This window comes from Mesorhizobium sp. L2C084A000 (assembly GCF_000502875.1).
Taxonomy (GTDB): domain Bacteria; phylum Pseudomonadota; class Alphaproteobacteria; order Rhizobiales; family Rhizobiaceae; genus Mesorhizobium.
In genome coordinates this window covers 1-26,070 of sequence record NZ_AYWX01000030.1, presented here as the reverse complement: position 1 = coordinate 26,070, position 26,070 = coordinate 1, and the positions used below count along the sequence as shown (strand labels likewise).

23 protein-coding genes, 1 pseudogene and 1 riboswitch are annotated in these 26,070 nt (G+C 63.7%); of the genes and pseudogenes, 14 read left to right on the top strand and 10 right to left on the bottom strand.

Features of this window, described 5'->3' with window-relative positions:
- The coding region (locus X735_RS136465; RefSeq protein WP_023814313.1) for a citrate/2-methylcitrate synthase at nt 1–456 on the top strand (456 nt) is incomplete at its 5' end.
- 19 nt (nt 457–475) lie between these two features.
- Here the strand turns inward: X735_RS136465 and phaR are convergent.
- Nucleotides 476–1,087, bottom strand: a complete 612-nt coding sequence (phaR, locus tag X735_RS136470) for a polyhydroxyalkanoate synthesis repressor PhaR (protein WP_023814312.1) — start codon at nt 1,085–1,087, stop codon at nt 476–478.
- 301 nt (nt 1,088–1,388) lie between these two features.
- Between phaR and X735_RS136475 the strand changes: the two genes are divergently transcribed.
- The 6 genes from X735_RS136475 (at nt 1,389) to X735_RS136500 (ending at nt 9,476) form a co-directional block, all read left to right on the top strand.
- On the top strand, nt 1,389–2,567 hold the full coding sequence (locus X735_RS136475; protein ID WP_023814311.1) for an acetyl-CoA C-acetyltransferase: 1,179 nt from the start codon (nt 1,389–1,391) through the stop codon (nt 2,565–2,567).
- Nucleotides 2,568–2,660: 93 nt separating this feature from the next.
- A complete protein-coding gene (gene phbB / locus X735_RS136480; protein ID WP_023814310.1) occupies nt 2,661–3,386 on the top strand; it encodes an acetoacetyl-CoA reductase in 726 nt (241 codons plus the stop codon).
- Nucleotides 3,387–4,104: 718 nt separating this feature from the next.
- Nucleotides 4,105–7,551: a helicase-related protein gene (locus tag X735_RS136485; protein ID WP_023814309.1), complete on the top strand. Its 3,447-nt coding sequence runs from the start codon at nt 4,105–4,107 to the stop codon at nt 7,549–7,551.
- A 16-nt stretch (nt 7,552–7,567) separates the two neighbouring features.
- Nucleotides 7,568–7,954: an RNA-binding S4 domain-containing protein gene (locus X735_RS136490; protein WP_023814308.1), complete on the top strand. Its 387-nt coding sequence runs from the start codon at nt 7,568–7,570 to the stop codon at nt 7,952–7,954.
- Nucleotides 7,955–8,189: 235 nt separating this feature from the next.
- A complete protein-coding gene (fdxA, locus tag X735_RS136495; RefSeq protein ID WP_023699302.1) occupies nt 8,190–8,528 on the top strand; it encodes a ferredoxin FdxA in 339 nt (112 codons plus the stop codon).
- A 366-nt stretch (nt 8,529–8,894) separates the two neighbouring features.
- Entirely contained in the window at nt 8,895–9,476 is a 582-nt protein-coding gene (locus X735_RS136500; RefSeq protein ID WP_013529179.1) for a CarD family transcriptional regulator, read from the top strand.
- Nucleotides 9,477–9,648: 172 nt separating this feature from the next.
- Here the strand turns inward: X735_RS136500 and X735_RS136505 are convergent, their stop codons facing one another.
- On the bottom strand, nt 9,649–11,418 hold the full coding sequence (locus tag X735_RS136505) for an ATP-binding protein (protein ID WP_023814307.1): 1,770 nt from the start codon (nt 11,416–11,418) through the stop codon (nt 9,649–9,651).
- Between the two features lie 129 nt (nt 11,419–11,547).
- On the opposite strand from X735_RS136505, the gene X735_RS136510 reads away from it, so the two are divergent.
- Both X735_RS136510 and X735_RS136515 read left to right on the top strand, forming a co-directional pair.
- On the top strand, nt 11,548–12,207 hold the full coding sequence (locus X735_RS136510; RefSeq protein WP_023814306.1) for a response regulator transcription factor: 660 nt from the start codon (nt 11,548–11,550) through the stop codon (nt 12,205–12,207).
- Nucleotides 12,208–12,364: 157 nt separating this feature from the next.
- Nucleotides 12,365–12,982, top strand: a complete 618-nt coding sequence (locus X735_RS136515) for a LysE family translocator (RefSeq protein ID WP_023814305.1) — start codon at nt 12,365–12,367, stop codon at nt 12,980–12,982.
- Between the two features lie 184 nt (nt 12,983–13,166).
- Here the strand turns inward: X735_RS136515 and X735_RS136520 are convergent, their stop codons facing one another.
- The 3 genes from X735_RS136520 to X735_RS136530 all read right to left on the bottom strand — a co-directional run bounded on the left by X735_RS136520 (nt 13,167) and on the right by X735_RS136530 (nt 15,526).
- A complete protein-coding gene (locus X735_RS136520) occupies nt 13,167–13,937 on the bottom strand; it encodes an amino acid ABC transporter ATP-binding protein (RefSeq protein WP_023814304.1) in 771 nt (256 codons plus the stop codon).
- Nucleotides 13,934–14,614, bottom strand: coding sequence for an amino acid ABC transporter permease (locus tag X735_RS136525; RefSeq protein ID WP_031213968.1), 681 nt, complete (start codon nt 14,612–14,614; stop codon nt 13,934–13,936). The genes X735_RS136520 and X735_RS136525 overlap by 4 nt, the downstream gene beginning before the upstream one ends.
- 138 nt (nt 14,615–14,752) lie before the next feature.
- On the bottom strand, nt 14,753–15,526 hold the full coding sequence (locus X735_RS136530; RefSeq protein ID WP_023814302.1) for an amino acid ABC transporter substrate-binding protein: 774 nt from the start codon (nt 15,524–15,526) through the stop codon (nt 14,753–14,755).
- A gap of 323 nt (nt 15,527–15,849) precedes the next feature.
- On the opposite strand from X735_RS136530, the gene X735_RS136535 reads away from it, so the two are divergent.
- Complete coding sequence (locus X735_RS136535; RefSeq protein ID WP_023814301.1) at nt 15,850–16,713, top strand: RNA polymerase factor sigma-32; 864 nt, start codon at nt 15,850–15,852, stop codon at nt 16,711–16,713.
- A 24-nt stretch (nt 16,714–16,737) separates the two neighbouring features.
- Here X735_RS136535 and X735_RS136540 read toward each other — a convergent pair whose 3' ends face one another.
- The 4 genes from X735_RS136540 to thiB all read right to left on the bottom strand — a co-directional run bounded on the left by X735_RS136540 (nt 16,738) and on the right by thiB (nt 22,109).
- Nucleotides 16,738–18,207, bottom strand: coding sequence for a M48 family metalloprotease (locus X735_RS136540; RefSeq protein WP_023814300.1), 1,470 nt, complete (start codon nt 18,205–18,207; stop codon nt 16,738–16,740).
- A 256-nt stretch (nt 18,208–18,463) separates the two neighbouring features.
- Nucleotides 18,464–19,255 (bottom strand): thiamine ABC transporter ATP-binding protein, encoded by a 792-nt coding sequence (gene thiQ, locus X735_RS136545; protein ID WP_023814299.1) that lies wholly within the window; start codon nt 19,253–19,255, stop codon nt 18,464–18,466.
- On the bottom strand, nt 19,248–20,867 hold the full coding sequence (gene thiP, locus X735_RS136550) for a thiamine/thiamine pyrophosphate ABC transporter permease (RefSeq protein WP_023814298.1): 1,620 nt from the start codon (nt 20,865–20,867) through the stop codon (nt 19,248–19,250). The genes thiQ and thiP overlap by 8 nt, the downstream gene beginning before the upstream one ends.
- A 243-nt stretch (nt 20,868–21,110) precedes the next feature.
- Nucleotides 21,111–22,109 carry a thiamine ABC transporter substrate binding subunit gene (gene thiB, locus X735_RS136555; RefSeq protein WP_023814297.1) on the bottom strand — a complete coding sequence of 333 codons (999 nt, stop codon included), beginning with the start codon at nt 22,107–22,109 and terminating at the stop codon, nt 21,111–21,113.
- Between the two features lie 43 nt (nt 22,110–22,152).
- Nucleotides 22,153–22,267, bottom strand: a riboswitch (TPP riboswitch).
- An 87-nt stretch (nt 22,268–22,354) separates the two neighbouring features.
- Here thiB and X735_RS136560 point away from each other — a divergent pair.
- The 4 genes from X735_RS136560 to X735_RS136570 are packed head-to-tail and all read left to right on the top strand — an operon-like array spanning nt 22,355 to nt 25,420.
- Nucleotides 22,355–22,999, top strand: a complete 645-nt coding sequence (locus X735_RS136560) for a thiamine diphosphokinase (protein ID WP_023814296.1) — start codon at nt 22,355–22,357, stop codon at nt 22,997–22,999.
- Between the two features lies 1 nt (nt 23,000).
- A complete protein-coding gene (locus X735_RS136565) occupies nt 23,001–24,821 on the top strand; it encodes an ABC-F family ATP-binding cassette domain-containing protein (RefSeq protein WP_023814295.1) in 1,821 nt (606 codons plus the stop codon).
- Between the two features lie 57 nt (nt 24,822–24,878).
- Nucleotides 24,879–25,121 (top strand): type II toxin-antitoxin system CcdA family antitoxin, encoded by a 243-nt coding sequence (locus X735_RS0135480; RefSeq protein ID WP_031213967.1) that lies wholly within the window; start codon nt 24,879–24,881, stop codon nt 25,119–25,121.
- The gene (locus X735_RS136570; protein ID WP_023814293.1) at nt 25,121–25,420 is read left to right on the top strand and encodes a CcdB family protein; all 300 of its coding nucleotides are present in this window, start codon (nt 25,121–25,123) and stop codon (nt 25,418–25,420) included. Before X735_RS0135480 ends, X735_RS136570 begins: the two co-directional genes overlap by 1 nt.
- Before the next feature lie 29 nt (nt 25,421–25,449).
- Here the strand turns inward: X735_RS136570 and X735_RS136575 are convergent.
- Nucleotides 25,450–26,070, bottom strand: a pseudogene (locus X735_RS136575) (hypothetical protein); the annotation flags it as partial.

The following is a 26,070-nucleotide window of genomic DNA, read 5'->3' as shown; positions in this document are numbered from 1 at the left end:
CCGCTGGCCGCCTGCCTGCTGGCAGGGCTCGCGACGCTGTCCGGTCCTCGCCATGGCGGCGCCGGCGAGGCGGTGATGCAACTGGCCGAGGATGCGGCGCGGCATGGCGCCGATGCGGCGATTCGGCGCTGGCTCAGCCATGACCGGCCGCTGCCGGGGTTCGGTCATCAGCTCTATCCCGACGGCGACCCCCGAGGGGCAGCGCTTCTGTCGGTGATCGAGGTTGACGGCACACTATCGTCGCTGCGCGACGCTGCCTTTGCGGCGACCGGCGCGCTTCCCAACATCGACTTTGGGCTGGCCGCGCTGACGCGCAGTCTTGGCTTGCCGCGCGATACGCCGTTCCGCCTGTTTGCGCTCGCACGCAGCGTCGGCTGGGCAGCGCACACGGTCGAACAGATAACAAGCCGAAGTGTCATCAGGCCGCGCGGCCGCTATGAGGGCGTGCTGCCGTAAGATCGCAAGAGCGCTAAGCTCAGGACATCGTGTCGAGCTTGCGCTGCATGGCCGCGATCTGGTCCTTCAGTTCCTGAAGATCGTCGGGCTTGTCAGGTGTTTCCTTCCTGGCCGGCTCGGGCGACGGCGCAGCGGCCGGCGCGGTGCCGGCGGGCGGGAACGGCGTGAACAGCCGCATCGCATTCTGGAACATTTCCATGTTGCGGCGTGTCTGTTCCTCCAGCGCCTTGATCGGCGTAGTGATCTTCATCATGTCGAGCGGCGACTTGCCGATCGCCCCCTTCATCTGCTCGCGAAAGCGCTCCTGCTCCTTGGAAAAGGCGAGCATCGACTGTTCGAGGAAGCTCGGCACGATCATCTGCATCTGGTCGCCGTAATAAGCGATGAGCTGGCGCAGGAACGGGATCGGCAGCATGTTTTGCCCGTCCTTGTTCTCCAGTTCGAAGATGATCTGGGTCAGCACCGGATGCGTGATGTCGTCGCCGGTCTTGGCGTCCTGGACGGTGAACTCCTCGCCCTTCTTGACCATCTCGGCGAGGTCCTCGAGCGTCACATAGGTGCTGGTGCCGGTGTTGTAGAGGCGGCGATTGGCGTATTTCTTGATGATGATCGGATCGTCTTTAGCGGCCATCTACATCCTCCCGGGGACACCGGCGCGCCCCTGAGCAAGCCGCCGATAACGATTGTGCCTTTTTTTTGAGGATATGCGCAAAAGCTTCACAATTCCAAGCAGTTTGTGCAGTGCGGGATCACTAAATGCTGCATAGCAGGCAAAATATGCTGCGCAGCAATGGACGAATGGGCGCCATGGCAAGGCGCGACCTGCTTGCGGCGCATGGGCGCCATGCCCATTTCCGGTTTGACTTGGGGTTGGGAAAGGGCAAGAAAAGTCCTCAACGACAGAGCAACACCCTTGAAGTCTGGAGAAGAAAATGTCCGCTTCCATCGTCATTGCCAGTGCGGCGCGCACGCCGGTCGGCTCCTTCAACGGCGCCTTCGCCGCCACACCGGCGCATGAGCTCGGTGTCGTCGTCATCAGGGAATTGCTGTCGCGTGCCGGTGTCGAACCAGGCGAGGTCGACGAGGTCATCCTCGGCCAGGTGCTGACCGCCGCGCAAGGCCAGAACCCGGCCCGCCAGGCATCGATCAATGCTGGCTTGCCCAAGGAAACCACAGCCTGGGGCCTCAATCAGGTTTGCGGCTCGGGCCTGCGTGCCATTGCGCTCGGCATGCAGCAGATCGCCACCGGCGATGCCAAGGTCATCGTCGCCGGCGGCCAGGAATCGATGTCGCTTTCGACCCATGCCCAGCACCTGCGCGCCGGCGTCAAAATGGGCGACTTCAAGTTGATCGACACCATGATCAAGGACGGGCTGTGGGATGCCTTCAACGGTTATCACATGGGCAACACCGCCGAAAACGTGGCACGTCAGTTCCAGATCACCCGCGAAGACCAGGATCAGTTTGCGCTGGCTTCGCAGAACAAGGCCGAGGCCGCGCAAAAGGCCGGCAAGTTCAAGGACGAGATCGTCGCCGTCACACTCAAGGGCAAGAAGGGCGACACCATTGTCGACCAGGACGAATACATCCGCCATGGCGCCACGCTCGACGCCATGACCAAGCTGAAGCCGGCCTTTGACAAGGACGGCACGGTGACCGCCGCCAACGCCTCCGGCATCAATGACGGCGCCGCCGGCGCGCTGCTGATGAGCGAGGCGGAAGCGGTGAGGCGCGGCATCACCCCGCTGGCACGCATCGTGTCCTGGGCAACCGCCGGCGTCGATCCGCAGATCATGGGCACCGGCCCGATTCCAGCATCGCGCAAGGCCTTGGAAAAGGCCGGCTGGTCGGTCGGCGATCTCGACCTGGTCGAGGCCAACGAGGCCTTTGCCGCGCAGGCCTGCGCCGTCAATAAGGACATGGGCTGGGACCCCTCGATCGTCAACGTCAATGGCGGCGCCATCGCCATCGGCCACCCGATCGGTGCTTCCGGCGCCCGTGTCTTCAACACGCTGGTCTTCGAGATGCGCCGGCGCGGCGCCAAGAAGGGTCTCGCTACCCTGTGCATCGGCGGCGGCATGGGCGTCGCCATGTGCATCGAAGCACTCTGAAGAACTCGCTAACCGGGCGGCGCGAGCCGCCCGTTCTGTATTCAGTGCCTGCCAAGCCCGACAACAGGGCGGTATCAAAAAAAGGGGAAATGCATGACCAAGGTAGCAATCGTCACAGGCGGATCGCGCGGCATCGGCGCGGCGATCTCTATCGCATTGAAGACCGTCGGCTATTCGGTTGCCGCGAACTACGCCGGCAATGACGCCGCAGCGGCGAAATTCAAGGCCGAGACCGGCATTCCGGTCTACAAATGGTCGGTCGCCGACTATGATTCCTGCGCCGCCGGCATCAAGCAGGTCGAGGCCGATCTCGGCCCGGTCTCGGTGCTGGTCAACAATGCCGGCATCACCCGCGACGCCATGTTCCACAAGATCACGCGCGAGCAGTGGAAAGAGGTCATCGACACCAACCTGTCCGGCGTCTTCAACATGACGCATCCGCTGTGGAGCGGCATGCGCGACCGGAAGTTCGGCCGCGTCATCACCATCTCGTCGATCAACGGCCAGAAAGGCCAGGCCGGCCAGGTCAACTATTCCGCCGCGAAGGCTGGCGACATCGGTTTCAGCAAAGCCCTCGCTCAAGAGGGAGCTCGCGCGGGCATCACCGTCAACGTCATCTGCCCTGGCTACATCGCCACCGAGATGGTGAAGGCGATCGACGAGAGGGTGCTCAACGACCGCATCATCCCGCAAATCCCCGTCGGCCGCCTCGGCGAACCGGAAGAGATCGCGCGCTGCGTCGTCTTCCTCGCATCCGAAGATGCCGGCTTCATCACCGGCTCGACCATCACGGCCAACGGTGGCCAATACTTCGCCTGATGACGTGGCGATGTAGGAGATCGACGGGCCGGCACACCGGCCCGTTTCCGGCACGGTCCCTTTGACGTGCTCGCGACCGTAGCTGACCCAATTCGGCACGCGAAGGTTAACAGCGGGCAGCCGCCCTGTGCAAAAGCTCCCTGGCAACCTGTGGATTCTCGGTGGATAAACTGTTCACAACACAAGATATTGGGGTGAACAAATCGGGAAAATTACGCCATCGCTGATTCGTCGCCGATTCGTTCCGGTTATGAGCTGAGCGTTAACGACGACAGCCGGAATCGCCTGCCCAACTGCTTAACGCAGGTTAAGAAAGATCAACAATTTCATAATGTTGGTCGAGGCGCGCCAACCACCGTGATTGTTTCCAGGCAAAGGTTAACGGCAACGCCCTCTTAGCACGAAACGGGCCAGTTCAGCGATTCAGCATGTGGTGCGACTCGCGGTCGCGAAATCCACATGTAGCCGTGAACAAAAGCTGAATCTGCAGGAGTCACTGATTCGTCGCCGATTCGTTCCAGACTCGTTCTATCCGTTAATCCGCAGCCGGTTGAAAGCTTGACAAAACCACCTTCTCGCCGCCGGCGGAACATTCCGCTTTCGCTTCGCGCCCGAAATCCCTATGTGTCGCCTGTCATACGCGCCATTTGAGGCACGCTCCCGACAACCAGAGGCCAGAAGCCTTATTTCCAGGTCCCAGAAGCCTTATTCTAGGTTGATGAACATCCAGCCCAAACACACCGAGCCGCTGATCCTGTCGGGCCGCGACGTGACCGCCGTGCTCGGGCCGACCAACACCGGCAAGACCCATCTCGCAATCGAGCGCATGGTGGCGCATGAGAGTGGTATCATCGGCCTGCCGCTCAGGCTGCTGGCGCGCGAGGTCTACGCCCGTGTCTGCGAAAAGGTCGGCCCCCACAAAGTGGCGCTGATCACCGGCGAGGAAAAGATCCAGCCGCCGGGCGCCAGATATTCGGTCTGCACGGTCGAGGCCATGCCGCGCGAGACCGACGCCGCCTTCGTCGCCATCGACGAAGTGCAGCTCGCCGGCGACCTCGAGCGTGGCCACATCTTCACCGACCGCATCCTGCATCTGCGCGGCCGCCAGGAAACGCTGCTGCTCGGTGCAGCCACCATGCACGGCATTCTGCAGCGCCTGCTGAGGGGTGTCTCGGTGGTGACGCGGCCGAGGCTGTCGCATCTTGCCTATGCCGGCTCCAAGAAGCTGACCCGCCTGCCGCGGCGCACGGCGATCGTCGCCTTCTCGGCCGACGAGGTCTACGCCATCGCCGAGCTGATCCGCCGCCAGCAGGGCGGTGCCGCTGTCGTGCTCGGCGCGCTCTCGCCGCGCACCCGCAACGCCCAGGTGGCGCTGTTCCAGTCCGGCGATGTCGATTATCTCATCGCCACCGATGCCATCGGCATGGGTCTCAACCTCGATCTCGACCACGTCGCCTTCGCCCAGAACCGCAAGTTCGACGGCTTCCAGTATCGCAACCTGACCGCGGCCGAGCTCGGCCAGATCGCCGGCCGCGCCGGCCGGCATCTGCGTGACGGTACGTTCGGCGTCACCGGCCAGGTCGACCCGCTGGACGAAGAGCTGATCAAGAAGATCGAAGGCCACGATTTCGATCCGGTGAAGGTGCTGCAGTGGCGCACCGCGCATTTCGACTTTGCCAGCCTCGACGCGCTGAAGCGCTCGATCGAGACCAACGCCCCCGTCGAGGGACTGACGCGGGCATTGCCTGCCGTCGATGCACAGGCGCTCGAGCATCTATCGCGCGACGAGGACATTCGCGCACTCACCACCAATGCCAAGCGCGTGGCGCTGCTGTGGGAAGCCTGCGCGCTGCCCGACTACCGCAGGATCGCGCCGGCGCAGCATGCCGACCTCATCGCTTCCATTTACACGGACCTCGCACGCTACGGCCATGTCGACGAGAATTACATGGCCGAGCAGGTGCGCCGCGCCGATACCACCGAGGGCGATATCGACACGCTGTCGCATCGCATTGCCCAGATCCGCACCTGGACATTCGTGTCGAACCGGCCCGGCTGGCTGGCCGATCAGGCACACTGGCAGGAAAAGACGCGCGAAATCGAAGACAGATTGTCGGATGCGCTGCATGAGCGGTTGACGAAACGCTTCGTAGACCGCAGGACTTCCGTCCTCATGCGGCGCCTTAGAGAAAATACCATGCCCGAAGCCGAAATTAGTCCTACCGGAACCGTCCTTGTCGAAGGCCACCATGTCGGCGAGTTGCAAGGGTTCCGCTTCACCGCCGACCAGACCGCCGGCGGCGAAGACGCCAAGGCGGTGCGCACCGCCGCCCAGAAGGCGCTGGCCGCCGAGTTCGAAGCGCGCGCCGAACGCTTCGGCGCCTCGGCCAATGGCGACATCGCGCTTGGCTCGGATGGTACGCTGCGCTGGATCGGCGCGCCGATCGGCACGCTGGTATCAGGCGAAGACGCGCTGAAGCCGCGCCTGGTGCTGCTGGCCGACGAACAGCTGACCGGCCCGGCGCGCGACAAGGTCGCCGCGCGTGCAGAGCGATTCGTCAATTTCCAGATCGAGTCGCTGCTGAAGCCGCTGGTCGACCTCAGGAACGCCGACCAGATTTCTGGCATCGGCCGCGGCATCGCCTTCCAGCTGGTCGAGAATTTCGGCCTCATCAACCGCCGCGACATCGCCGAGGAGATGAAGTCGCTCGACCAGGAAGGCCGCGCCGCCCTTCGCCGGCTTGGCGTGCGCTTCGGCGCCTACCATGTCTTCGTGCCGGCGCTGATCAAGCCGGCGCCTGCCGGGCTGGTGACATTGCTGTGGGCGCTGAAGAACGACGGCAAGGACAAGCCGGGCTTTGGCGACGTGGTCCATGCGCTCGCCTCGGGTCGCACCTCGGTGGTGATCGACCCTGCTTTCGACAAGACGTTCTACAAGCTTGCCGGCTACCGCAATCTCGGCCGTCGCGCCGTGCGCATCGACATACTGGAACGGCTGGCGGATCTGATCCGTCCGGCGACCAACTGGAAGCCCGGCCTCGGTCAGCGCCCGGACGGCGCCTATGACGGCCAGTCCTTCATGGTGACGCCGCCGATGATGTCGATCCTCGGCGCCACCGCCGACGACATGGAAGAAATCCTCAAGGGTCTCGGCTATCGTGCCGAGCCGAAGCCGGCCGTCGAGGTCAAGGCGCGGCTCGAAGCACAGGACAATGCCGCGCGCGAAGCGGCGGTGGCGAAGCTTGCGACGGAAGAAGCTGCACGAGCCGAGCAGGCCAAAGCGGCGGAAGCCGCGGCAACGGATGCCGCAGCAGAGGCAGCGGTCGAAGGATCGGAGCCGGCATCGGACGCAGTGGCCGTTTCGGAAACCGCGGCCGAAATTCCCGCCGAAATCACCTCCGGCGCCGCGGCTGAACCTGCTGCGCTTGCCGTGGAAGAACAGGCGGACGCTCCGGTCGAAACCGTGCAAGACGAAGCACCTGTAGCCGAGGCTGCGGCCGACGTCGCCGAACCGGCGCCGGTTGAACCGCAGGCAGAGACTGAGACTGCCGAGATCGAAGTTGCAGCGGCAGAAGAAGCTGCACCGGCCGAGCTGGTGTCAGATGCCGCGCCCGCAACGGACGCCGCGCCGGACGAACCTGCAGCGGTGATTGAAGCTGCCGCCGGCGAACCCGCTCCAGAAGCCGAAGCGCCAAAACCCATCCTGTTGTGGCGTCAGGGCCGCTTCGAACAGCGCCCGCGCAACCGCGACGACAGCCGCAGGAACAATCGCCCACGCAACGGACAAGCGCGCGGCCGAAGCGATGCACCCGTGGATACCGCCGGCGCACCGGCCGTAGCTGCACCCGGAGAACGTCCGGCCCATGAAGGACGGCGCGATGGTGCCGGCAAGCCGCGCTTCGACCGCTCGAAATTCAAACCCAAGCCGCAGGCCGAAGGCGAACAGCGGCGTGACGGCAGGCCGCAGGGCGAGCGTCCCGACCGCCGCGAGGGTCGTCCCGACTGGAAGGGTGGCAGGCCGGATGCCAAAGGTGGTCCCGATCGAAGCCCTGGGGGCGGCAAGCCTGCCTTCCAGCCCAAGCCGCGCGAGGAGCGCCCGGTGCGTTTCGATCCGGATTCGCCCTTCGCCAAGCTCGCCGCATTGCGCGACCAGTTGAAGAAGTAGAACCCGGCTCGCTTCGATGGTTGCCGAAGGCCGCCAGCGCATCGACAAATGGCTGTTCTTCTCACGCGCCGTGAAATCGCGCTCGCTGGCGGCAAAACTGGTCGTCGCCGGCCGCGTTCGCATCAATCGCGACAAAGCAGCGCAGGCCTCCGATCAGGTCAAGCCAGGCGACGTCCTGACCATCACGCTCGAGCGCCGTATCTTCATCTGGAAGGTGCTCGGCGCCGGTGCGCGGCGCGGCCCGGCCGAGGAAGCCCGTACGCTTTACGAGGACATGTCGCCACCGCCGGCACCGAAGGGCGAAGCCCCTCCCGATGCAATTCCGGGGCTGCGCGAGGCCGGCAGCGGCCGCCCGACCAAGAAGGAACGTCGCCAGACCGACCGATTGCTCGGCGAAGACTGATGGCCTGGCGTCCAAAAACACGCAGTGGTTCTAGGACAACGGCACGCCTGAGGCGAGAACTGAGCCCGGCAAACAGACGCTCTGCGGGACATGACTGACTTCCGCCGGGCCTGCAGTCTGGAATTCCATTCCGGAAACACCGGCACCGTCCGCAATGGCCACCCTTGCAAGCGGTCGACAAAGGCGTTACCTGACGGAAAAAGCCCAACAAAATGGGACGTCCCGGAGCCGACCGATGACCTATGTCGTGACCGACAATTGCATCAAATGCAAATACATGGACTGCATCGAAGTCTGTCCGGTCGACTGTTTCTACGAAGGCGAGAACATGCTCGTTATCCATCCCGACGAGTGCATCGACTGCGGCGTTTGCGAGCCGGAATGCCCGGCCGACGCGATCAAGCCCGACACCGAACCCGGCCTCGACAAATGGCTGCAGGTCAACACCGAATACGCCGACAAATGGCCCAACATCACCGCCAAGAAGGAACCGCCGGCCGACGCCAAATCCTTCGACGGCGAGGCCGGCAAGTTCGAGAAATACTTCTCGGCAGAGCCCGGCGAAGGCGATTGACAACACGGCCGCAAAGGCCGGTATTACGCTGGGTAAGAGGCACGTCGCATTAACCGGCTTGACAGGCGGCGCTGGCCTGTGGCCTTCGCTTGTGCAGCAAAACCTTGATTCTTCCGACTTTTTGTGTTACATCAGCGAAACATGCCGGTGACACAACGTCGATTTATGGCGCAGACGCCCCAAATCACTGAAAGGTGAAAATCCCATTCGGACCAGAGCGATCTGGGCCAGGCGGTCGCAATGTCGCGTTTGCCGGTCCGGCTTTTCCGATGGGTTCATCTGTTGTGCGGCTAACGATCGGCTTCCCCGATCGCGCGAGTTCGGACCGGCAGGACGCCGGTGCCACAACAAGGAGTTCAGGGCGTAATGGCAACGATCACCCCGCAGAAGAAGTCCACCGCTGCGCGTCACGGTTTCAAGACCGGCGAGTACATCGTCTACCCGGCGCACGGCGTCGGCCAGATCGTCTCGATCGACGAGCAGGAAGTTGCTGGACACAAGCTGGAATTGTTCGTCATCGACTTCTCGAAGGACAAGATGCGCCTGAAGGTGCCGGTCGCCAAGGCGACCTCCATCGGCATGCGCAAGCTGTCGGAAGAGGATTATGTCGAGCGCGCGCTGAAGGTCGTGCAGGGCCGCGCCCGCGTCAAGCGCACCATGTGGTCGCGCCGTGCCCAGGAATATGATGCGAAGATCAATTCGGGCGACCTGATCTCGATCTCGGAAGTCGTGCGCGACCTCTACCGTGCCGACAACCAGCCGGAGCAGTCCTATTCCGAGCGCCAGCTCTATGAGGCGGCGCTCGACCGCATGGCCCGCGAGATCGCGGCCGTCAACCGCATGTCGGAAACCGAAGCCGTGCGCTTGATCGAGGTCAACCTCAACAAGGGCCCTAAGCGTGGCGCCAAGGCCGACAATGAAGAGGCCGAGCAGGAAGAAGCTGCCTGATCCTTCTCGCCTTTGATTCGAGAGATCCTGCCTGAAACGATTGGAGGCTCCGGTTTGACTGGGGCCTCTTTTGCTTTCGGGCGGCGGCTTCGATGTTGATGACGTACTGCGCACCAGCGTGCTGCATCGCGGCTTGCTGGCGCGCTCCGGGCCGTCCAGCGCGCGTTTTCGGTTAACGTTTGTCCCCACTTGTCGCCTTGCCAGCAAAGCAGACCGCAGCAATGGTTTCGCGCAATTCCTCGTCGGCGATCGGCTTGTGCAGGATGCGGCTGCCGCTGGCGCTGATCTCCTTGAGGCGCGAAGGCGAGGTATCGCCGGTGATGATGATGGTCGGGACAACGCGGCCGATATGGGCGTGAAGCGCACGGATCGCGTCGGTGCCGGTGGTATCATTCTCGAGACGGTAGTCTGCGATGATCAGGTCGACCGGCGCATCGCCGGCAGCCAGCGCCGCCGCATGGGCCTTCCGCGCCTCTCCGGCGGAGCGGCCGGGATAGACACGATGTCCCTCCAGGCTGAGCAAGCGCACCATGGCATCGAGAACATCGCCCTCGTCCTCGACCACGATGATGCCCGCGGCACTGCTGACCGGCGATGTCGTGTCGACCGCTAAGCGAGCTTGCACCGCGCCGGCCTTCGCGACGGTGATGGAAAACAGGGAACCGCGTCCGGATGTCGAAGCCAATTTCAGGGGGTGCCCCAACAGTTCGGCGGTGCGGCGAACGATGGCGAGCCCGAGTCCCAGGCCTTGCGTGCGGTCCCGCGCCGGGTTCTGCAACTGCACGAACTCCTCGAAGACCATCCCCTGCTGATCGGCGGGGATGCCGGGGCCGCTGTCCAGGACCTGTATCTCCACACATGCGCCGCGCCGGCGACAGCCCAGCAGGACACCACCTTGCTTGGTGTAGCGAAAGGCATTCGACACCAGGTTGTTGAGAATGCGCTTCAGCATCATCGGGTCGCTGTCGACGTAGAGGCCGCTGTCGACCACGCGCCACCTAAGTCCGCGCTGTTTCGCCTCGGCGGCGAATTCATTGCGAAGATCACCAAAGAGGTCGCGCAGCGGCACCGCCTCGCTCGCGACCGTGACGATGCCCGCATCGAGCCGGGAGATATCGAGCAAAGCGTTGAGCAGCCCACTGAAGTTGCTGACAACCGATTTCGCTCGGCTGGCCAGGTCGCGCGCCTCGCCGGAGGGTACGTCGCCGCGCTGCCCCAAAACGGCAAGCGTCGAGACCAGCAGGCTCAGGGCATGGATCGGTTGGCGCAGATCGTGACTCGCCGCCGCCAGAAAACGCGTCTTGGCACGGTCGGCGGTTTGCGCCCTGTCGCGTTCCTCTTGCAGATGCTCGACCAGCGTTTCGTTCTCCAATCGCAGGCTGACGGTTTCGCGCAGCATGCGGTAGGTGATACGGCAGTAGTAGAAATTGATCGCCACCAGCGATGCGAGCAGGAACAGGAAGGCGCCGGAAATATCGCTTTGGGTGGTCAGGCAGCGAAGAGCGACCGGCACCACCGTTGCCAGGATGGAACCAACCAGCGCCGGTGGAAAGGCCGACAGAGACGGCACCGTGCCGCAGACGAGACCAGTCAGGACAATGACCGTGAAGGACAGCACGATCGGCGCCTCGGGCATGAAGCCGACCCAGCCAAGCACACCCCACAGAAGGCCCGACATGCAGGAAAACGCCGTAGCCAGCCATGCCCAGCGCAAGATCGAGTGGCGATCCCGGGCGCGGCTGAAAAAACGGCGCGACGCCAGCACCCGGATAGCCGTCAGCAGATACAGCGCCGCTAGCCAGCCGATCAGCCAATTGGTGGAAACGGCCGTTCTCAGCACATAGACCGCCGCCATCGAGATCACGATGTTGGAGATGACCACGCCGTAGGAATTGCGATACAGGAGTTCGATCAGGGCCTGGCGTATCTTGTCTTCCTGCATCGAAGCCCTCCAATTGCCCCAAGTATTCTCCGGGCGGTCTTCCCCGGTACCGTTGATCTACCGGCAACCTGTTTCGCATAGATTGGCGATTGATCCATATACGCCGCTGCAGTCCTGGATGGTGCCCTGATGAATCGCCCGCTCACCGCCATACTCGCCGACGACCATGCCATCGTGCGCGAGGGGCTGAAGCTGCTCATCTCGGCAATGGACAATGTCTCGGTCGTCGCCGAGGCTGCGGATGGCGAGGCGCTGCTTGGCCAGCTGCGAAGCACGCGCGCCGACCTTTTGATCCTCGACCTCGGCATGCCAGGTGTCGCCGGGATGCAGTTCATCGCCACCATCAGGACCTTGGCGCCACGCCTGCGGATCGTGGTGCTGACGGCCAATATCGAGCCGAGGACGGTGCGCGCCGCGCTCAGTGCCGGCGCCAACGCCTACCTGACCAAGGACGGCGATCCCGAGGAACTTGGCGTCGCCATCGAAGCGGTCAAGAACGGAGGCACCTATCTGGCGAAAACCGTTCGCTTCGCCGTCAGCGATATGGGCAGGGGCAGCGAGCCGATAGCCGCACAGGAAATCCTCTCCCCGGTGCCGCTGACGCGGCGCGAACGGCAGATCCTTCAACTGGTGGCGCAAGGCATGATCACCCGCGACATCGCCGAACGGTTGGGGATCAGCCTGCCGACCGCTCGCAAGCATCGCGAAAACCTGATGGGCAAGCTCAATCTCCACAACACCGCCGAACTGACCGCCTACGCGGTTCGTCTGGGATTGCCCGCCGGCTGACATCGCAGCCGCGACGATGGGCAACCCCGCAACGTCCCCTTAACCATCGGCAGATTAGCCAAGCCCGATCACGATCCAAATACGGCATCTGCCGTATGTTTTCGGCCTGACCCCCAGCCTACTCCTCCCACGGCTTGATCACATGGGAGGAGCCGTCATGCCGTCGCTGGATCTTTGGATTCCGTTCGCCCTCGCAACGCTCGCCTTCGCCTGCATGCCAGGGCCGGCGATTCTCTACATGACCGCGCAAACGCTAGCCCATGGCCGTCAGGCGGGATTGATGGCGGCACTGGGTGTTCATCTCGGCTGTTACGTGCACATCCTGGCCGCGGCGGTCGGACTCGCCGCACTGATGGAACACGCGCCGGTCGCTTTCTCGATGATCCGATTGGCGGGCGCCACATATCTCATTTCGCTGGGCCTTGCCATGTTCCTGGGCTGGAACCGGATGGGCGAGGACGGTGCCAGGCCGGCCCCGAACACATTTCGCGACAGCATGGTCGTCGAGATCCTCAATCCCAAGACGGCACTGTTCTTCCTGACCTTCCTGCCGCAGTTCGTGGATCCGTCAGCCGCCCTTGCCGTAGGGTTGCAATTCCTCATCCTCGGCATCGTCGTCAATCTCATCTTCTCGATGGCCGACCTGGCGGCGGTCGGCATCGCCTCGCTCGCCGTTGGCCGGTTCACTGGCGGCGGCGCCGGACGGGTGATCCCCAAGACATGCGGTTCGATCCTCATCGGACTTGGCGTGGCGCTCGTCAGCCATCATATCTGAACCTGCAAATGAAAAGCCGCGGCTTCAGGGGAGAGCCGACTGTGAAATTTTAGCGGCTGCCGACAGCAAGGGCAGTATGCCGGAGGGCGGCTGACGGCCTGCTCGCGCATCCGGCAACATATCCCGGAAACCGGCGCCCCTTCAGGGGCCATCACCCGAATTCAACACACTCTGGGCCGCGCGCTTACGCGCCGCCGCCTTCCTTCTCAGCCTCCTGCTTCAGCGTCGCAATGAAGCGCTTGGTCCGCTGCTGCTCCGGATTGTTGAACAGCACCGCGGCCGGTCCCTTCTCGACGACGACACCGGCATCGAGGAACACCACTTCCTGGGCGATCTTGGAGGCGAGGCGCAGATCATGCGTCGCCATCACCATGGTCGTGCCTTCGCTGGCGAGCTTGCCGAGCACGTCGACTACCTCTTGCGCCAGCTCCGGGTCGAGCGCCGAAGTCGGCTCGTCGCAGAGCAGCACTTTCGGTGACGGCGCCAACGCGCGGGCGATCGCCACGCGCTGCTGCTGGCCGCCGGACAAGGTCGCTGGCCAAGCGTCGGCCTTGTGCGCCATCCCCACCTTCTCCAGCAAAGCCAGCGCCCGCTCGCGTGCCCTCTCAGGCGGCCATCTCAGCACCGTCACCAGCCCTTCCATGACATTCTCGATCGCGGTGCGATGCGGAAACAGTTGAAAATTCTGAAACACCATGCCGGTCTGCAGCCGCAGGCGCTGGATATCCCTGGCCGGAACCCTGCCGCCGGGGTGGAATTCGAGCGTCTCGTCGCCGATCCGAACCGTGCCCGAAGTCGGAATCTCCAGGAGGTTGATGCAGCGCAGCAGGGTGCTCTTCCCCCCGCCCGAAGGTCCGACCAGCGCCGTGACGCTGCCTTCGGCAATGGTGACCGTCACCCCCTTCAACACGAGATTGTCGCCGAAGCGCTTTTCGATGTTGCTGAGGCCGATCATGAGCGTGCCTCCAGGAAGCCGCCATAGCGGTTGAGCCGGATCTCCAGCCGCGTCTGCAAGGCCGACAGCACCGAACTCAGCGCCAGATAAAGGATCGCCGCCTCGACATAGAGGATCAGCGGCTCATAGGTGGTGGCGACGATGCGCTGCGCCGCCTGGAACATCTCCGGCACGGTGATGGCGGCGGCCAGCGACGTGTCCTTGACCAGCGAGATGAAGGTGTTGGAGAGCGGCGGCACCGCGACCCGGCCGGCTTGCGGCAGAATGGTGCGCCGCATCGCCTGGCCCCAGGTCATGCCGATCGAATAGGCGGCTTCCCACTGGCCTTTCGGCACCGAGCCTATTGCCGCGCGAATGATTTCCGACGTGTAGGCGCCGATGTTCAAGGTAAAGCCGATCAGCGCCGCCGTGAAGGCGTCGAGCAGGATCCCGACCGACGGCAGGCCGTAGAAGATGAGGAACAGCTGCACCAGGAGCGGCGTACCGCGGAAGATCCAGACATAGAAGCGCACCAGCGCGACCAGCGGCTTGGGGCCGAACAGCCGGGCGAGTGCAGCACCCAGGCCGACCGTCAAGCCGAGAGCAAAGGACAATAGCGTCAGCGGCACGGTGAAGATCAGCGCCGCCCACAGGAGCGAAGGCAGCGACTCCAGCATCAGTTGCAGCCAGTGCGGCACGTAAGACCCTCCAGATTGGTCGAAGCAGCTTGGTCAAAGCAAGAATGCGTCGGCCATATCACGACAAAAGCGGCGGGCCGTCAAAGACGGCTCGCCGCTCGATAGTCTCATGGGCGGCGGACCGGCCCGCCTCCCGGATTACTTCGAAACGTCCTGGCCGAAATAGGTGTCGGAGATCTTCTTGTAGGTGCCGTCGGCCTTGATATCGGCCAGCGCCTTGTTGATCGCGGCGACCAGCTCCGGGTCGCCCTTGCGCACGATGACGCCGGAATAGTCGGCGTTTTCCTCTTGCGCGGCGATCCTCACATTGGCGTCGGGCTTGTGCTTCTTGAAGTCGAGGAACGACAGACTGTCATTGATCGTGGCGTCGGCGCGGCCGGTCAGAAGCAGCTGGATCGACTGGTCGAAGCCATCGGTGCCGACCAGTTCGGCGCCGTTCGTTTCGGCCAGCTTGCCGAAATTCGAGGTCAGCGACTGCGCCGACTTCTTGCCCTTGAGATCGGCGAAGCTCTTGATGTCGGTGTTGTCGCCGCGCACGATCAGCACCGCCTTAGAGGCGATGTAGGGATCGGAGAAGTCGTACTTTGCCTTGCGGGCGTCGGTGATGCCGACCTGATTGATAACGGCATCGTAGCGATTGGCGTCGAGGCCGGCGATCAGTCCATCCCACTTGCCTTCGAGGAACTCGGCCTTGACGCCAAGCTTGTCGGCGATCGCCTTGGCGATTTCGACGTCGAAGCCGACCAGTGCACCGGACGTGTCATGGTAGGTGAACGGCGCATAGGTGCCTTCCGTGCCGACCTTGATGACACCGGCGTGCTTGATCTGGTCGAGATTGGGGCCGGCATGGCCTGCAGTGACAGCCAGGGCCTGCAGCGTTCCGGCGATAATGAGCGATTTGAGCCATTTCATTTTTCTGTGATCCCGTCCTTGGCCGGCTGGCCGGCATATTTGTGAGCGCTGGAAACTGACAGATGCAAGCCGAAAAAATAAGGAACAGAATTTCAAAAACAACCGATTTATGAAACCCAGTTCTCCAACTGGAACTTTCTGCTCGTCATCGCAGCCATCACGAACCGTCCTGGGAATCCTTCAGGCAACACAATCCCGCCGCCACGGTCGCGGAACCTTTCCCGCGCATGGCAGTTCTGGCTGTTGTAGGGCACGACGCCGCCATTTCAACCCGGGCGCCAGCCAAGTTTGCAAAGTCATCCGCACCACCCAGGGAGCGCCTCATGATGGAAGACACGGCAGGACGGATCATGGTCCGCGCGGCAATGAAGGCTCCCTACCTCGAGCGTGACGAAGAGCATCGGCTTGCATTGCTCTGGAAAGAGGACAACGACCAGAACGCGCTGCACAGCATCACCGTCGCCCATATGCGGCTGGTCATTTCCATGGCCTCCAAATTCCGCCATTACGGCCTGCCGCTCGGCGACCTGGTTCAGGAGGGTCATGTCGGACTGCTCGAGGCCGCCGCCCGCTTCGAGCCGGAGCGCGAGGTGCGGTTCTCGACCTATGCGACATGGTGGATTCGCGCCTCGATGCAGGACTATATCCTGCGCAACTGGTCTATCGTGCGTGGTGGCACCAGCTCGGCCCAGAAGGCGCTGTTCTTCAATTTGCGACGCCTGCGCGCGCGGTTGGCGAATGGCACGGAGCCGCTCTCCAACGCCACGCTCTATCGCGAGGTCTCGGAGGCGCTTGGCGTCTCCGAAGCCGATGTGGCGATGATGGATTCGCGGCTCTCGGCGCCCGACTCCTCGCTCAACATGCCTATTGCCGACGATGCGGGTTCGACCGAGCGCATGGATTTCCTGATTTCGGACGATCCGCTGCCCGACGAGATCGTCGGCGACAAGATCGATGTCGCGCGCCGCTCGCTCTGGCTGAGGGAGGCGCTTCGCGCGCTCAACGCACGGGAACTGAGGATCATCGAGGAACGGCGGCTGAACGACGAGGGCGCCACACTCGAAGCGCTCGGCGAAACGCTCGGCATCTCCAAGGAACGCGTCCGCCAGATCGAGGCCCGCGCCATGGAAAAGCTCAAGGTCGCATTGGTGAAGCAGAATCCGGAGTTCATGGCGACTGCCGCCTGAACGGCGGCAGGCGTCCAGCGGCGCCTACTTGTCGGTGACGATCTTGACCTTGTCGCCGGCCGAAACGGCGGCACCCGGCGACAGCGCATTGAGCACGCGGAACAGGTCGAGCTTGCGGTCGACGCCGACCATCTGCGCCGAAAGCGAACCCATCGTCTGCCCAGACTGGACGGTGACGACGCGGATGTGCAGCGGCTTCAGCGCCGCCTTTTCGGCAGCGCTCAAAATCCGGAACGAGCCGCTGACCGAGCGGGCGATCGTGTCCAGCGACGTGCTGGCGGAAGGGGCCGCGGTCAGCAGCCGGTAGACCTGGCCGCCGGCGCGGATCACCGCAATGTCGAACTGCCAGCCTTCGGCGCCGGCATGCGCGGTCGCCGCCTCATTGCCGTTGATGGTTTCCTGCTTGACGCTGCTGTCGACGAGACCAGCCACCCAGCCGCTGCGGATATAGTCCGTCAGCGCCCGGTTCTTGTCGATGGAAACGCCATCGAAACGGATCGCTATGTCGCCGGGGCCGGTGGCCGTCACCGCTGCCGCCGAATTGTCGATGATGAAGCCGTCCGGCACCGTGAACGACACGCCAAGGCCCGGGTGCAGGAAGGTTTCGCCGCGCACATAGCCTTCCTCGGGTGTGTCGCCATAGAGCAGGCCGTCTATGCCGGCGAGGAAGGAATCGCGGTCGCGCGTGCCGACGCCCGGCGCGCCGAACTGGCGGGCATGGCGCTGCGCCAGATCGATGCGCTGCGGCGTGTTGGGGTGCGTGGCCAGGAAGTCCAGGCTGGCATCGGTGGCGCCGCTGATCGAGCGGAAATCGGTATAGGCCGACATCGATTGAAGGAAGCGGCCTGCGGCGAAAGGATCGTAGCCGGCCTCGCCGATCGATTTGATGCCGATGGCGTCGGCTTCCAGCTCCTGGTTGCGCGAAAATTGCGCCAGCCTCAGCTTGCCGCGGATCAACGCCGCCTTGGCGGTCGGGCTGTCGCCGAGCACGTCCGAAACCACCTTGGTGGCCAGGCCTTCCTCGGCCTCCAGTTGCTGGCGCTGCAGGCCGTGATTGGCGGTGACGTGGCCCATCTCATGCGCGATGACGGCGGCAAGCTCGGCCGAATCATTGGCCAGCGCCAGGAGGCCGCGGGTGATGTAGAGATAGCCGCCCGGCAGCGCGAAGGCGTTGACGTTGGGCGAATTTAAAATGGTGATGCGATAGGTCTGTGTCGGGTTGGCGGACACCACCGTCAAACTACCGACCACCTTGGCGACCATGCGTTCGAGCTTGGGGTCGGAATATTCACCGCCATAAGTCGCCAGGATGCGCGGGTGCTGCGCCTTGGCCAATTCGGCGAGCTTGTTGTTGGCGCCGACATTGTCCACCGTGATCGGCTTGTCGGAAGGCTGGAAGCCGGATTCCTGAACTTCCGGCGGCGTGAACATCTGGCAGCTTGCCAACGCCACGGCAAAACCGGCCAGCGCGAGAAAACGCGCCAGCGGTTTCATTCCCAATGTGTCAGCGCCGATCGCCAGAACGGCTTCCTTTCGGGTCCCGGCGCATGACCACGAAAATCGGGGGCGATCTTCGGAACGTGTCATGCGCCATCTCAAACTGCTGCAGCATCCGTGCCCGTCCCTTAGGGCGGGCGGCGGATACTGCAGGCAAATCACGGCCTGTGCCGGACCGGTAGGGCGACCTAGCCACACTCCCCCGGTCATGGCAAGCAAACGCCACATCGCCTGGAGCCGGTTTGACCGTAAATTATGTCCGCTTCCGGGCAACATCGCGTGATGTGGAATATCCAGCACCCGCGCCGATATAGCGCCGGAACGCCTCCGGACCAGCCCCGGTAAAGAAATCATCAGCCTTGCCGGTTGCGGCCACCAACCCATTGTCGACAAACACCATGTGCTCGCCGATGCGGCGTGCATCCTCGGGCTGGTGGGTGACAAATAGCACCGTCATGGCGCGTTCGGCATGAACGGCAGCAACCAGATCCAGCATCTCGTCGCGCAAAGCGGGTCCGAGCGAAGCGAAGGGCTCGTCGAGCAGCAACACCGGTCGGTCGCGCACCAGCACGCGGGCCAGTGCGACGCGCTGGCGTTCGCCCCCGGAGAGCTCGCGCGGCAGGCGTTTCTCCTTGCCCGCGAGACCGGTGCGCGCAAGCGCCTCGGCGACCGCGACGCGGTCCGCCTCGGTCAGTCCCAGGGAGGGCGAGCGGCCGAGCCCGACATTCTGCTCGACGGAAAGATGCGCGAAGAGATTGTTCTCCTGGAACACCATCGACACCGGCCGCGCCGAGGCCGGCTCGGCGCTGACATCGGCCCCGCCGATCAGCACGCGGCCCGATTGTGGGGTCTCGAAGCCGGCGACCAGATTGAGCAGCGTCGACTTGCCCGAACCGCTCGGACCCATGATGGCGGTGATCTTCGCCGTGGCGAACTCGACGTCGAAGACAAGTGGCGCATCGCCATAGCTGCCATAACTGAACGACACATTGTCCAGCCGCACCGGCGCGCCCTTTTCGAGCCTGTTGGCCGCCCTCTCACGCATCGCGGACCTTCTCCCTTCCCAGCCAGTGCGCCGCCACGATCAACGCGAGACAGACGAAGCCGAGCAGCAGTGCCAGGCCGGCGGCATCCTCGGTGCGGTAGCTGCCCATCCGTGCCAGAAGAAGGTAGGGCAATGTCTGCACGGAATCACTGCCGAACAGGGCAATGACACCGAGATCGCCGAGCGACAGCGCCATGGCGAAAGCGAAGGCCGTGGCGAGCGGTCGCCGCAGCGACGGCCAGTCGACCAGCATCAGCCGGTTCCAGCCCGCAATGCCGAGCTGTGCGCAGAGCCGTTCGTGACGCTCGCTCGCCGCATCATAGGCGGGACGCACGGCGCGTAGGGCGAACGGCATCGCCATCACCGCATTGACGGTGACGACCATGACCGGGGCGATGGCGAAGGCATCGCCGACATGGCGCAGCAACAGGAACCAGCCAGCGCCGACGACGATCGGCGGCACGACAAGGACAAAACCGGCGCCTGTATCGGTGGCGCGTTCGAGCAGTGCCTTTGCGCCGGCACGGCGGTTCAGCGCCAGTGCCCGCCGCGCCATGGTCAGCGCCAGCGACAGCATCACCGAAAGCAGCGCCGACAGGAAGGCGAGCGCTGCGCTGGTCAGCGTTGCCTGCCGGACGGTGGCCTCGCTGGCCAAACGGCCGAGGTCCGCACCCAACCCGGCCACCACGGTTGCCGCCATCGGCCCAACGACGAACAGCAGCGCCAGGATGATGACTAGCGCGTTCAACCAGGTCTCGCTCCGATTGACCGAGAGATAGCGGCGTTGCGCGACCGGCAAATTGGTGTCGCCGACCACATTGGCGCCTAGGCGCGTCAGGGCCAGCACAACGATAAAGGTCAAGGCGATCTGCAACAGCGTCAGTGTAACGGCCCGCGCGGGATCGAAATCGAAGCGCAGCGCCTGGTAGATGCCGACCTCAAGCGTCGTCGCGGCCGGCCCGCCGCCGAGCGTCAGCACGATGGTGAAGGATGTGATGCAGAGCATGAACACCAGCCCGGCGACGCCGGGCAGTGCGGCGCGCAGCGTTGGCCATTCGATCAGCCGGAACGCCGGCCGCGCCGCCATGCCGAGCTGGCTCGCCAACCGCCATTGGTCGGCCGGTATGGTCTGCAGCGCCTCGAGGAACAGCCGCGTCGCCAGCGGCAGGTTGAAGAAGACATGGGCGACGAGGATGCCGGACAGGCCATAGATGCCCGGCCAGCTTCCCCCGCCGATCACGGCAAGCACGCCGGCGAAATAGCCGGCACGGCCATAAAGCGCCAGGATGCCGAGTGCTGCGACAATAGCCGGCAGCGCCAACGGCACGGCGAAGATCTGCAGGATGAAGGCGCGAGCGAAGAAACGTGGGTGCCGCGACAGAGCGCGCGCCACGAACAGCGCCGGGATGACCGAAAGCAGCGTCGAGAGCGCCGCTTGCCAGAGCGTGAAGCGAATGACGCGAAGCAGATAGGGATCGAAGGTTGCCCAGGCGCCCGAGAAATCATGGGCGCCCTCGAAAAGCAGGCCAGCAAACGCGCCGCCGATCAGCAGCGCGATTGCAGCGAGCGCGAGGGTGCCAGCGGTGATGCGGGGGTCAGACGCGCGTTGCACGCTGGACCACCATTCTTTCCATCGCGGCAATTACAAAGGATTGCGTTCCTTGGCGCCCCCCTCTGTCCTGCCGGACATCTCCCCCTCCAGGGAGGAGATCGGCCGTCACCCATGCTTCCGCTAGTCTCCAACGTTGCCGGACTATAACCAGCAACGACGCTGCCAATCTCCCCCCTTGAGGGGGAGATTGCCGGCAGGCCAGAGGGGGGTGGAGTGGCGCGAACATCAAAAGAACTCGCAAGCCTACTTGCTCATCACCGCCAGCCATTCATCGACCCAAGCCTTGCGGTTGGCAGCGACCTCTTGCGGGCTGAACAGCAAGGTCTTGGTCGGCTTGACCAGTTTGTCGAAGGCCGGATTGAGCGGCTTGTCGGTCTTGCCGGCCGGGAACATCCAGTTGGTCTCGGGGATGGCATCCTGGAATTTCGGCCCGGTCATGAAGGCGATGAACTTGGCCGCCAGCGGGTTCTTGGCCCCCGCCGTGGTGATACCCGCGACTTCTATCTGCAAATACTCGCCCTCCTCGAACGACGCTGCCTGATAGCGCTCTGTCTTCTCGGCGATCATGTGGTAGGCTGGCGACGTCGTGTAGGACAGCACCATCGGCGCCTCGCCCTTGGTGAACAGCCCATAGGCCTCGCTCCAGCCCGGCGTCACGGTCAGCACTTTCGCCTTGAGCTTGGCCCAGGCCTCTGGCGCCTTGTCGCCATAGACCGACTTGACCCACAGAAGCAGACCGAGGCCCGGCGTGGAGGTGCGCGGATCCTGGATGACGATCTTGTCATCGGCACTGCCCTCGACCAGCTCTTTCAGGCTTTTCGGCGGGTTCTTCAGCTTCTCGGTGTCGTAGACGACGGCGAAATATCCGTAGTCAAAGGGGACAAAAGTATCGTCGCTCCAGCCACCCGGCACGTTGACATCAGTTACGCCGCCATGCGGCGCGAACAAGCCTGACGCCTTGGCATCGGTGGTGAGATTGGTGTCGAGGCCAAGCACGATATCGGCCTTGGTCGATGCGCCTTCCAATCTGACGCGGTTGAGCAGCGCGACGCCGTCGGCGACCGAGACGAACTCGACATCGCAGCCGCATTCGGCCTCGAACTCCTTCTTCACCACGGGACCCGGACCCCAGTCGGCGGTGAAGCTATCATAGGTGTAGACGGTGAGCTTGTCCTTGGCCAAGGCCGGCCCGGACAAGGCCACGACCGTTGCTGAAACAAGAGCGTATAAAAGCGTGCGCATCGGCGCCTCCTTCGTTCGTATTGAAAGGAATTGAGGCGTCGGACTGTCCGAAACGTCTAATCCCTCCGCCGGTACAAACCGGATCAGGTTCAGCGGGTTGGCGAGACTGCCTCTCAGCCGGTCCGCGAAAATCGCGTCCGGCACCCCGTTAGAGCGTTTCGACACATAGACCGGGCCGATCCCCCATGCAAGTGGGAGTTTGCCGCCTTCCGTTTCCCGTGCCGGGCTGGTAAGGGCCACACGATATGAGCACATTCACCATCCTGCTTGGCGGCGATCTCATCCGCACGCCACGGCTCGACCGCCAGGCCGAAGGGTCCCGCGTCATCGCCGCCGACGCCGGCATCGGGCATGCGCGGCTGCTGGGTCTCGTGCCCGAACTGTGGGTGGGCGATTTCGATTCCGTGCCAGCCAAGCTGCCTGACGATCTCGCTTCCGTGCCGCGCCGGACCTTCCCGGCGGAAAAGGACCAGACCGATGGCGAACTGGCCATTGCCGCCGCACTCGAGCGCGGCGCGACCCACCTGGTGCTCGCAGGTGCTTTCGGCGGCAAGCGCGCCGACCACGCTTTCCTGCATCTGGCGCTTGCCCTGCGGCTGGCCGAGGCCGGGACTGATGTACTCCTGACCAGCGGCGCGCAGGAAGGCATTCCCCTGCTGCGCGGAACGGCCGGCTTCGACTATGCCGATGGCACGCTGTTTTCGGTGCTCGGCTTTTCCGAGCTCGCCGGCCTGACCGTCACCGGCGCCAAATGGCCGCTGAACCACGTCAAGGTGGCCTTCGGTTCGTCGCTGACCATTTCCAACGAGGTCAAGGGCCGCCTCGAAATCGCACTGGACCATGGCCGCGCGATGCTGCTCGCTCATCCCTATCCCTTACCTGAAAGCTGACATGGCCCCGCCTCTTCTCAACCTCGACGGGATAAAACTGACCTTCGGCGGCACGCCGCTGCTCGACGGCGCCGCCTTGACGGCTTCGGCCGGCGACAAGATCGCACTGGTCGGCCGCAACGGGTCGGGCAAGTCGACCCTGCTGAAGATCGCCGCTGGCCTGATCGAGCCGCAGGACGGCGAGGTGTTCCGCCAGCCTTCGGCAACTATCCGCTATTTGCCGCAGATGCCCGACATGGAGGGCTTTGCCACTGTCCGCGCCTATGTCGAGGCCGGGCTTGGCCCTGCCGACGATCCCTACCGCGCCAGCTATCTGATGGAGCATCTCGGACTGTCGGGTGAGGAACGTCCGAACGATCTGTCGGGCGGCGAGGCGAGGCGTGCTGCCCTTGCCCGCGTCATGGCGCCGGAGCCAGACATCCTGCTGCTCGATGAGCCGACCAACCATCTCGACCTCTCGGTCATCGAATGGCTGGAAGAAGAACTCATCCGCACCTCCTCGGCACTGATCGTCATCTCGCACGACCGCCGCTTTCTCGAACGTGTGTCGCGCGCCACCATCTGGCTCGATCGCGGCCAGACCCGCAGGCTGGACAAGGGCTTTGGCCATTTCGAGGAATGGCGCGACCTGGTCCTGGAGGAAGAAGAGCGCGAGCAGCATAAACTCGGCCGCCAGATCGTTCGCGAAGAGCATTGGCTGCGCTACGGCGTGACGGCGCGGCGCAAGCGAAACATGCGCCGGCTCGGCGAGTTGCAGACCATGCGCCAGCGTTTTCGCGGCCATCGCGGTGCCGAAGGGTCGGCGACCATGGTGGCGAGCGACGCCGCCGAGTCCGGCAAGCTGGTGATCGAGGCGAAGAACATCGAGAAGAGCTTTGGCGATCTCACCGTGGTCAAGGGGTTTTCGACCCGCATCCAGCGCGGCGATCGCGTCGGCCTGGTCGGGCCGAACGGCGCCGGCAAGACGACGCTCTTGAAGATGCTGACCGGCGAGATGAAGCCGGACGCCGGTTCGGTGCGGCTCGGCACCAATCTGGAGATCGCCACGCTCGACCAGAAGCGCGAGGCGGTCGACCCGCAGGAGACGCTGGCGCAATATCTCACCGACGGGCGCGGCGAGAACCTCGTCATCAATGGCGAGCAGCGCCACGTCGTCTCCTACATGAAGGATTTCCTGTTCAAGCCGGAGCAGGCACGCACGCCGGTGCGCGAGTTGTCCGGCGGAGAACGGGCACGGCTCTTGCTGGCGCGGGTGCTAGCGCGGCCGGCAAACCTTCTGGTGCTCGACGAGCCGACCAACGATCTCGATATGGAAACGCTGGAACTGCTGCAGGAACTGGTCGCCGGCTTTGCCGGCACCGTCATCCTGGTCAGCCACGACCGCGATTTCCTCGACCGCACCGTGACCAGCCTGATCGCGCCGGATGGTGAAGGCCGCTGGATCGAATATGCCGGCGGCTACTCCGACATGCTGGCGCAGCGCGGCGGCACCAGGCTGGACGACCGCAAGGCGCGCGCGAAGGCCGAAAACGGCGAAGCGCCAGTGACGACCAGAAGTGAAGCGGCCGCGCCAAAGGGGCCGGCGAAGAAACTATCGTTCAAACAGAAATTCGCGCTGGAATCGCTGCCCAAGAAAATCGAGGCTGTGACGGCTTCGATTTCAAGGCTGGAGAACAACATCGCCGATCCGGCCTATTACGAGCGCGACCCGGCCTCCTTCCAGAAAACCATCGCCGCCCTCGACAAGGAGCGCGCTACGCTGGCGGCGCTGGAGGAAGAGTGGCTGGAACTGGAGATGCTGCGCGAGGAGATGGAAGGGTAAGGGATTGTGTGTGAACTTTTATGCGCCTATATTATGCGCATAAAAGAGAGCGATTCCATGCTTCAATCGACACCAAAACCTCAACGGCAATCCGTCAACACGTCCATTGATTCTCAATTGATCAATGACGCCAAAGCGTTGGGCATCAACATTTCCCGCGCCGCCGAGGCGGGGATCGCGAAAGCGATTGCGGCGGAAAAGACGCGTCGATGGCAAGAGGAAAACAAAGAAGCCATTGAAAGCTCCAATGAATATGTCAGGCGCAACGGACTGCCATTGGCCAAATACCGGCTGTTTTGATGGCACGTTACGATCTTTATCGGAATGCTGAAGGCGGCGGCTATTTTCTCGATGTTCAGTCCGACCTTCTTGAAGGACTGAGCACGAGGGTCGTCATTCCGTTGATGCCGCCCAACATAGCCCCGGTTCCGGGCCGCCGACTAAATCCGACCTTCGCTATCGATGGCAAAGATCATGTAATGGTCACGCAGTTCATGTCAGCCTTGATGGCCTCTGAATTGCCGGATGCCGAGGGAAATCTCTCCCGGCACCACGACGACATCGTCGCCGCGCTCGATATGTTTTTCCAGGGCTTCTGAGTCAACGAGGCTTCGGGCCGGCTTCCTTCTCAGCCCGCCGTCTTCGCCTGCCAGGCCTTGATTGCCTCGTCGAACACCTTCTCGCCGGGAATGCCCTTTTCCATGGTCAGCAGTGCCCGCCGTCCGGTCTTGTAGACGACAGGTACGTCGATCCAGTCCTGGCCGCGAAGCAGGGTCATGTTGGCGTCTTCGTCGGCCTTGGTATCGTTGAGCGCGACGAGGAAGAAGCCGTCGGCGATCTTGGCCGGAATGCCGATCAACGGGCTGCCGGCATCCTGTTCCGAACCCTTCATGGCGACGCGCAGGATGTTGTCGACACCGCCGCCCTCGAAACCGTCGGGCGTCAGGAAGATCATCTCGATGATATGGCTGGCCGGCAGTGTCTGGTCGGTGTTGCGGCGGATGGTCATGCGCAACTGGATGTCCTTGCCGGGAATGGTGGCCTCGGCGCGGATCGCCGGCTCCGGCGGCAGGTCGCCACCGGGCGATTCCTGCACCAGCGACCAGACGATGTTGCCGGGCTCGGCGGAACCCTGGGCAGTGCTGGTACGCTCCTCATAGAAGATCGCCTTCTGGCCGACAGGCAGAGCGGCTTCCGCAGGCGCAGCTGCCGTGGCGGGCGGCGCGGCGCCGGCCGGTGCGGTCGGCGT

What these genes read in the sequence shown, in the direction of transcription:
- phaR (WP_023814312.1), bottom strand. Translation starts at nt 1,087, where the DNA reads ATGGCCGCTAAAGACGATCCGATCATCATCAAGAAATACGCCAATCGC.
- X735_RS136475 (WP_023814311.1), top strand. Translation starts at nt 1,389, where the DNA reads ATGTCCGCTTCCATCGTCATTGCCAGTGCGGCGCGCACGCCGGTCGGC.
- phbB (WP_023814310.1), top strand. Translation starts at nt 2,661, where the DNA reads ATGACCAAGGTAGCAATCGTCACAGGCGGATCGCGCGGCATCGGCGCG.
- X735_RS136485 (WP_023814309.1), top strand. Translation starts at nt 4,105, where the DNA reads ATGAACATCCAGCCCAAACACACCGAGCCGCTGATCCTGTCGGGCCGC.
- X735_RS136490 (WP_023814308.1), top strand. Translation starts at nt 7,568, where the DNA reads ATGGTTGCCGAAGGCCGCCAGCGCATCGACAAATGGCTGTTCTTCTCA.
- fdxA (WP_023699302.1), top strand. Translation starts at nt 8,190, where the DNA reads ATGACCTATGTCGTGACCGACAATTGCATCAAATGCAAATACATGGAC.
- X735_RS136500 (WP_013529179.1), top strand. Translation starts at nt 8,895, where the DNA reads ATGGCAACGATCACCCCGCAGAAGAAGTCCACCGCTGCGCGTCACGGT.
- X735_RS136505 (WP_023814307.1), bottom strand. Translation starts at nt 11,418, where the DNA reads ATGCAGGAAGACAAGATACGCCAGGCCCTGATCGAACTCCTGTATCGC.
- X735_RS136510 (WP_023814306.1), top strand. Translation starts at nt 11,548, where the DNA reads ATGAATCGCCCGCTCACCGCCATACTCGCCGACGACCATGCCATCGTG.
- X735_RS136515 (WP_023814305.1), top strand. Translation starts at nt 12,365, where the DNA reads ATGCCGTCGCTGGATCTTTGGATTCCGTTCGCCCTCGCAACGCTCGCC.
- X735_RS136520 (WP_023814304.1), bottom strand. Translation starts at nt 13,937, where the DNA reads ATGATCGGCCTCAGCAACATCGAAAAGCGCTTCGGCGACAATCTCGTG.
- X735_RS136530 (WP_023814302.1), bottom strand. Translation starts at nt 15,526, where the DNA reads ATGAAATGGCTCAAATCGCTCATTATCGCCGGAACGCTGCAGGCCCTG.
- X735_RS136535 (WP_023814301.1), top strand. Translation starts at nt 15,850, where the DNA reads ATGATGGAAGACACGGCAGGACGGATCATGGTCCGCGCGGCAATGAAG.
- X735_RS136540 (WP_023814300.1), bottom strand. Translation starts at nt 18,207, where the DNA reads ATGAAACCGCTGGCGCGTTTTCTCGCGCTGGCCGGTTTTGCCGTGGCG.
- thiQ (WP_023814299.1), bottom strand. Translation starts at nt 19,255, where the DNA reads ATGCGTGAGAGGGCGGCCAACAGGCTCGAAAAGGGCGCGCCGGTGCGG.
- thiB (WP_023814297.1), bottom strand. Translation starts at nt 22,109, where the DNA reads ATGCGCACGCTTTTATACGCTCTTGTTTCAGCAACGGTCGTGGCCTTG.
- X735_RS136560 (WP_023814296.1), top strand. Translation starts at nt 22,355, where the DNA reads ATGAGCACATTCACCATCCTGCTTGGCGGCGATCTCATCCGCACGCCA.
- X735_RS136565 (WP_023814295.1), top strand. Translation starts at nt 23,001, where the DNA reads ATGGCCCCGCCTCTTCTCAACCTCGACGGGATAAAACTGACCTTCGGC.
- X735_RS0135480 (WP_031213967.1), top strand. Translation starts at nt 24,879, where the DNA reads ATGCTTCAATCGACACCAAAACCTCAACGGCAATCCGTCAACACGTCC.
- X735_RS136570 (WP_023814293.1), top strand. Translation starts at nt 25,121, where the DNA reads ATGGCACGTTACGATCTTTATCGGAATGCTGAAGGCGGCGGCTATTTT.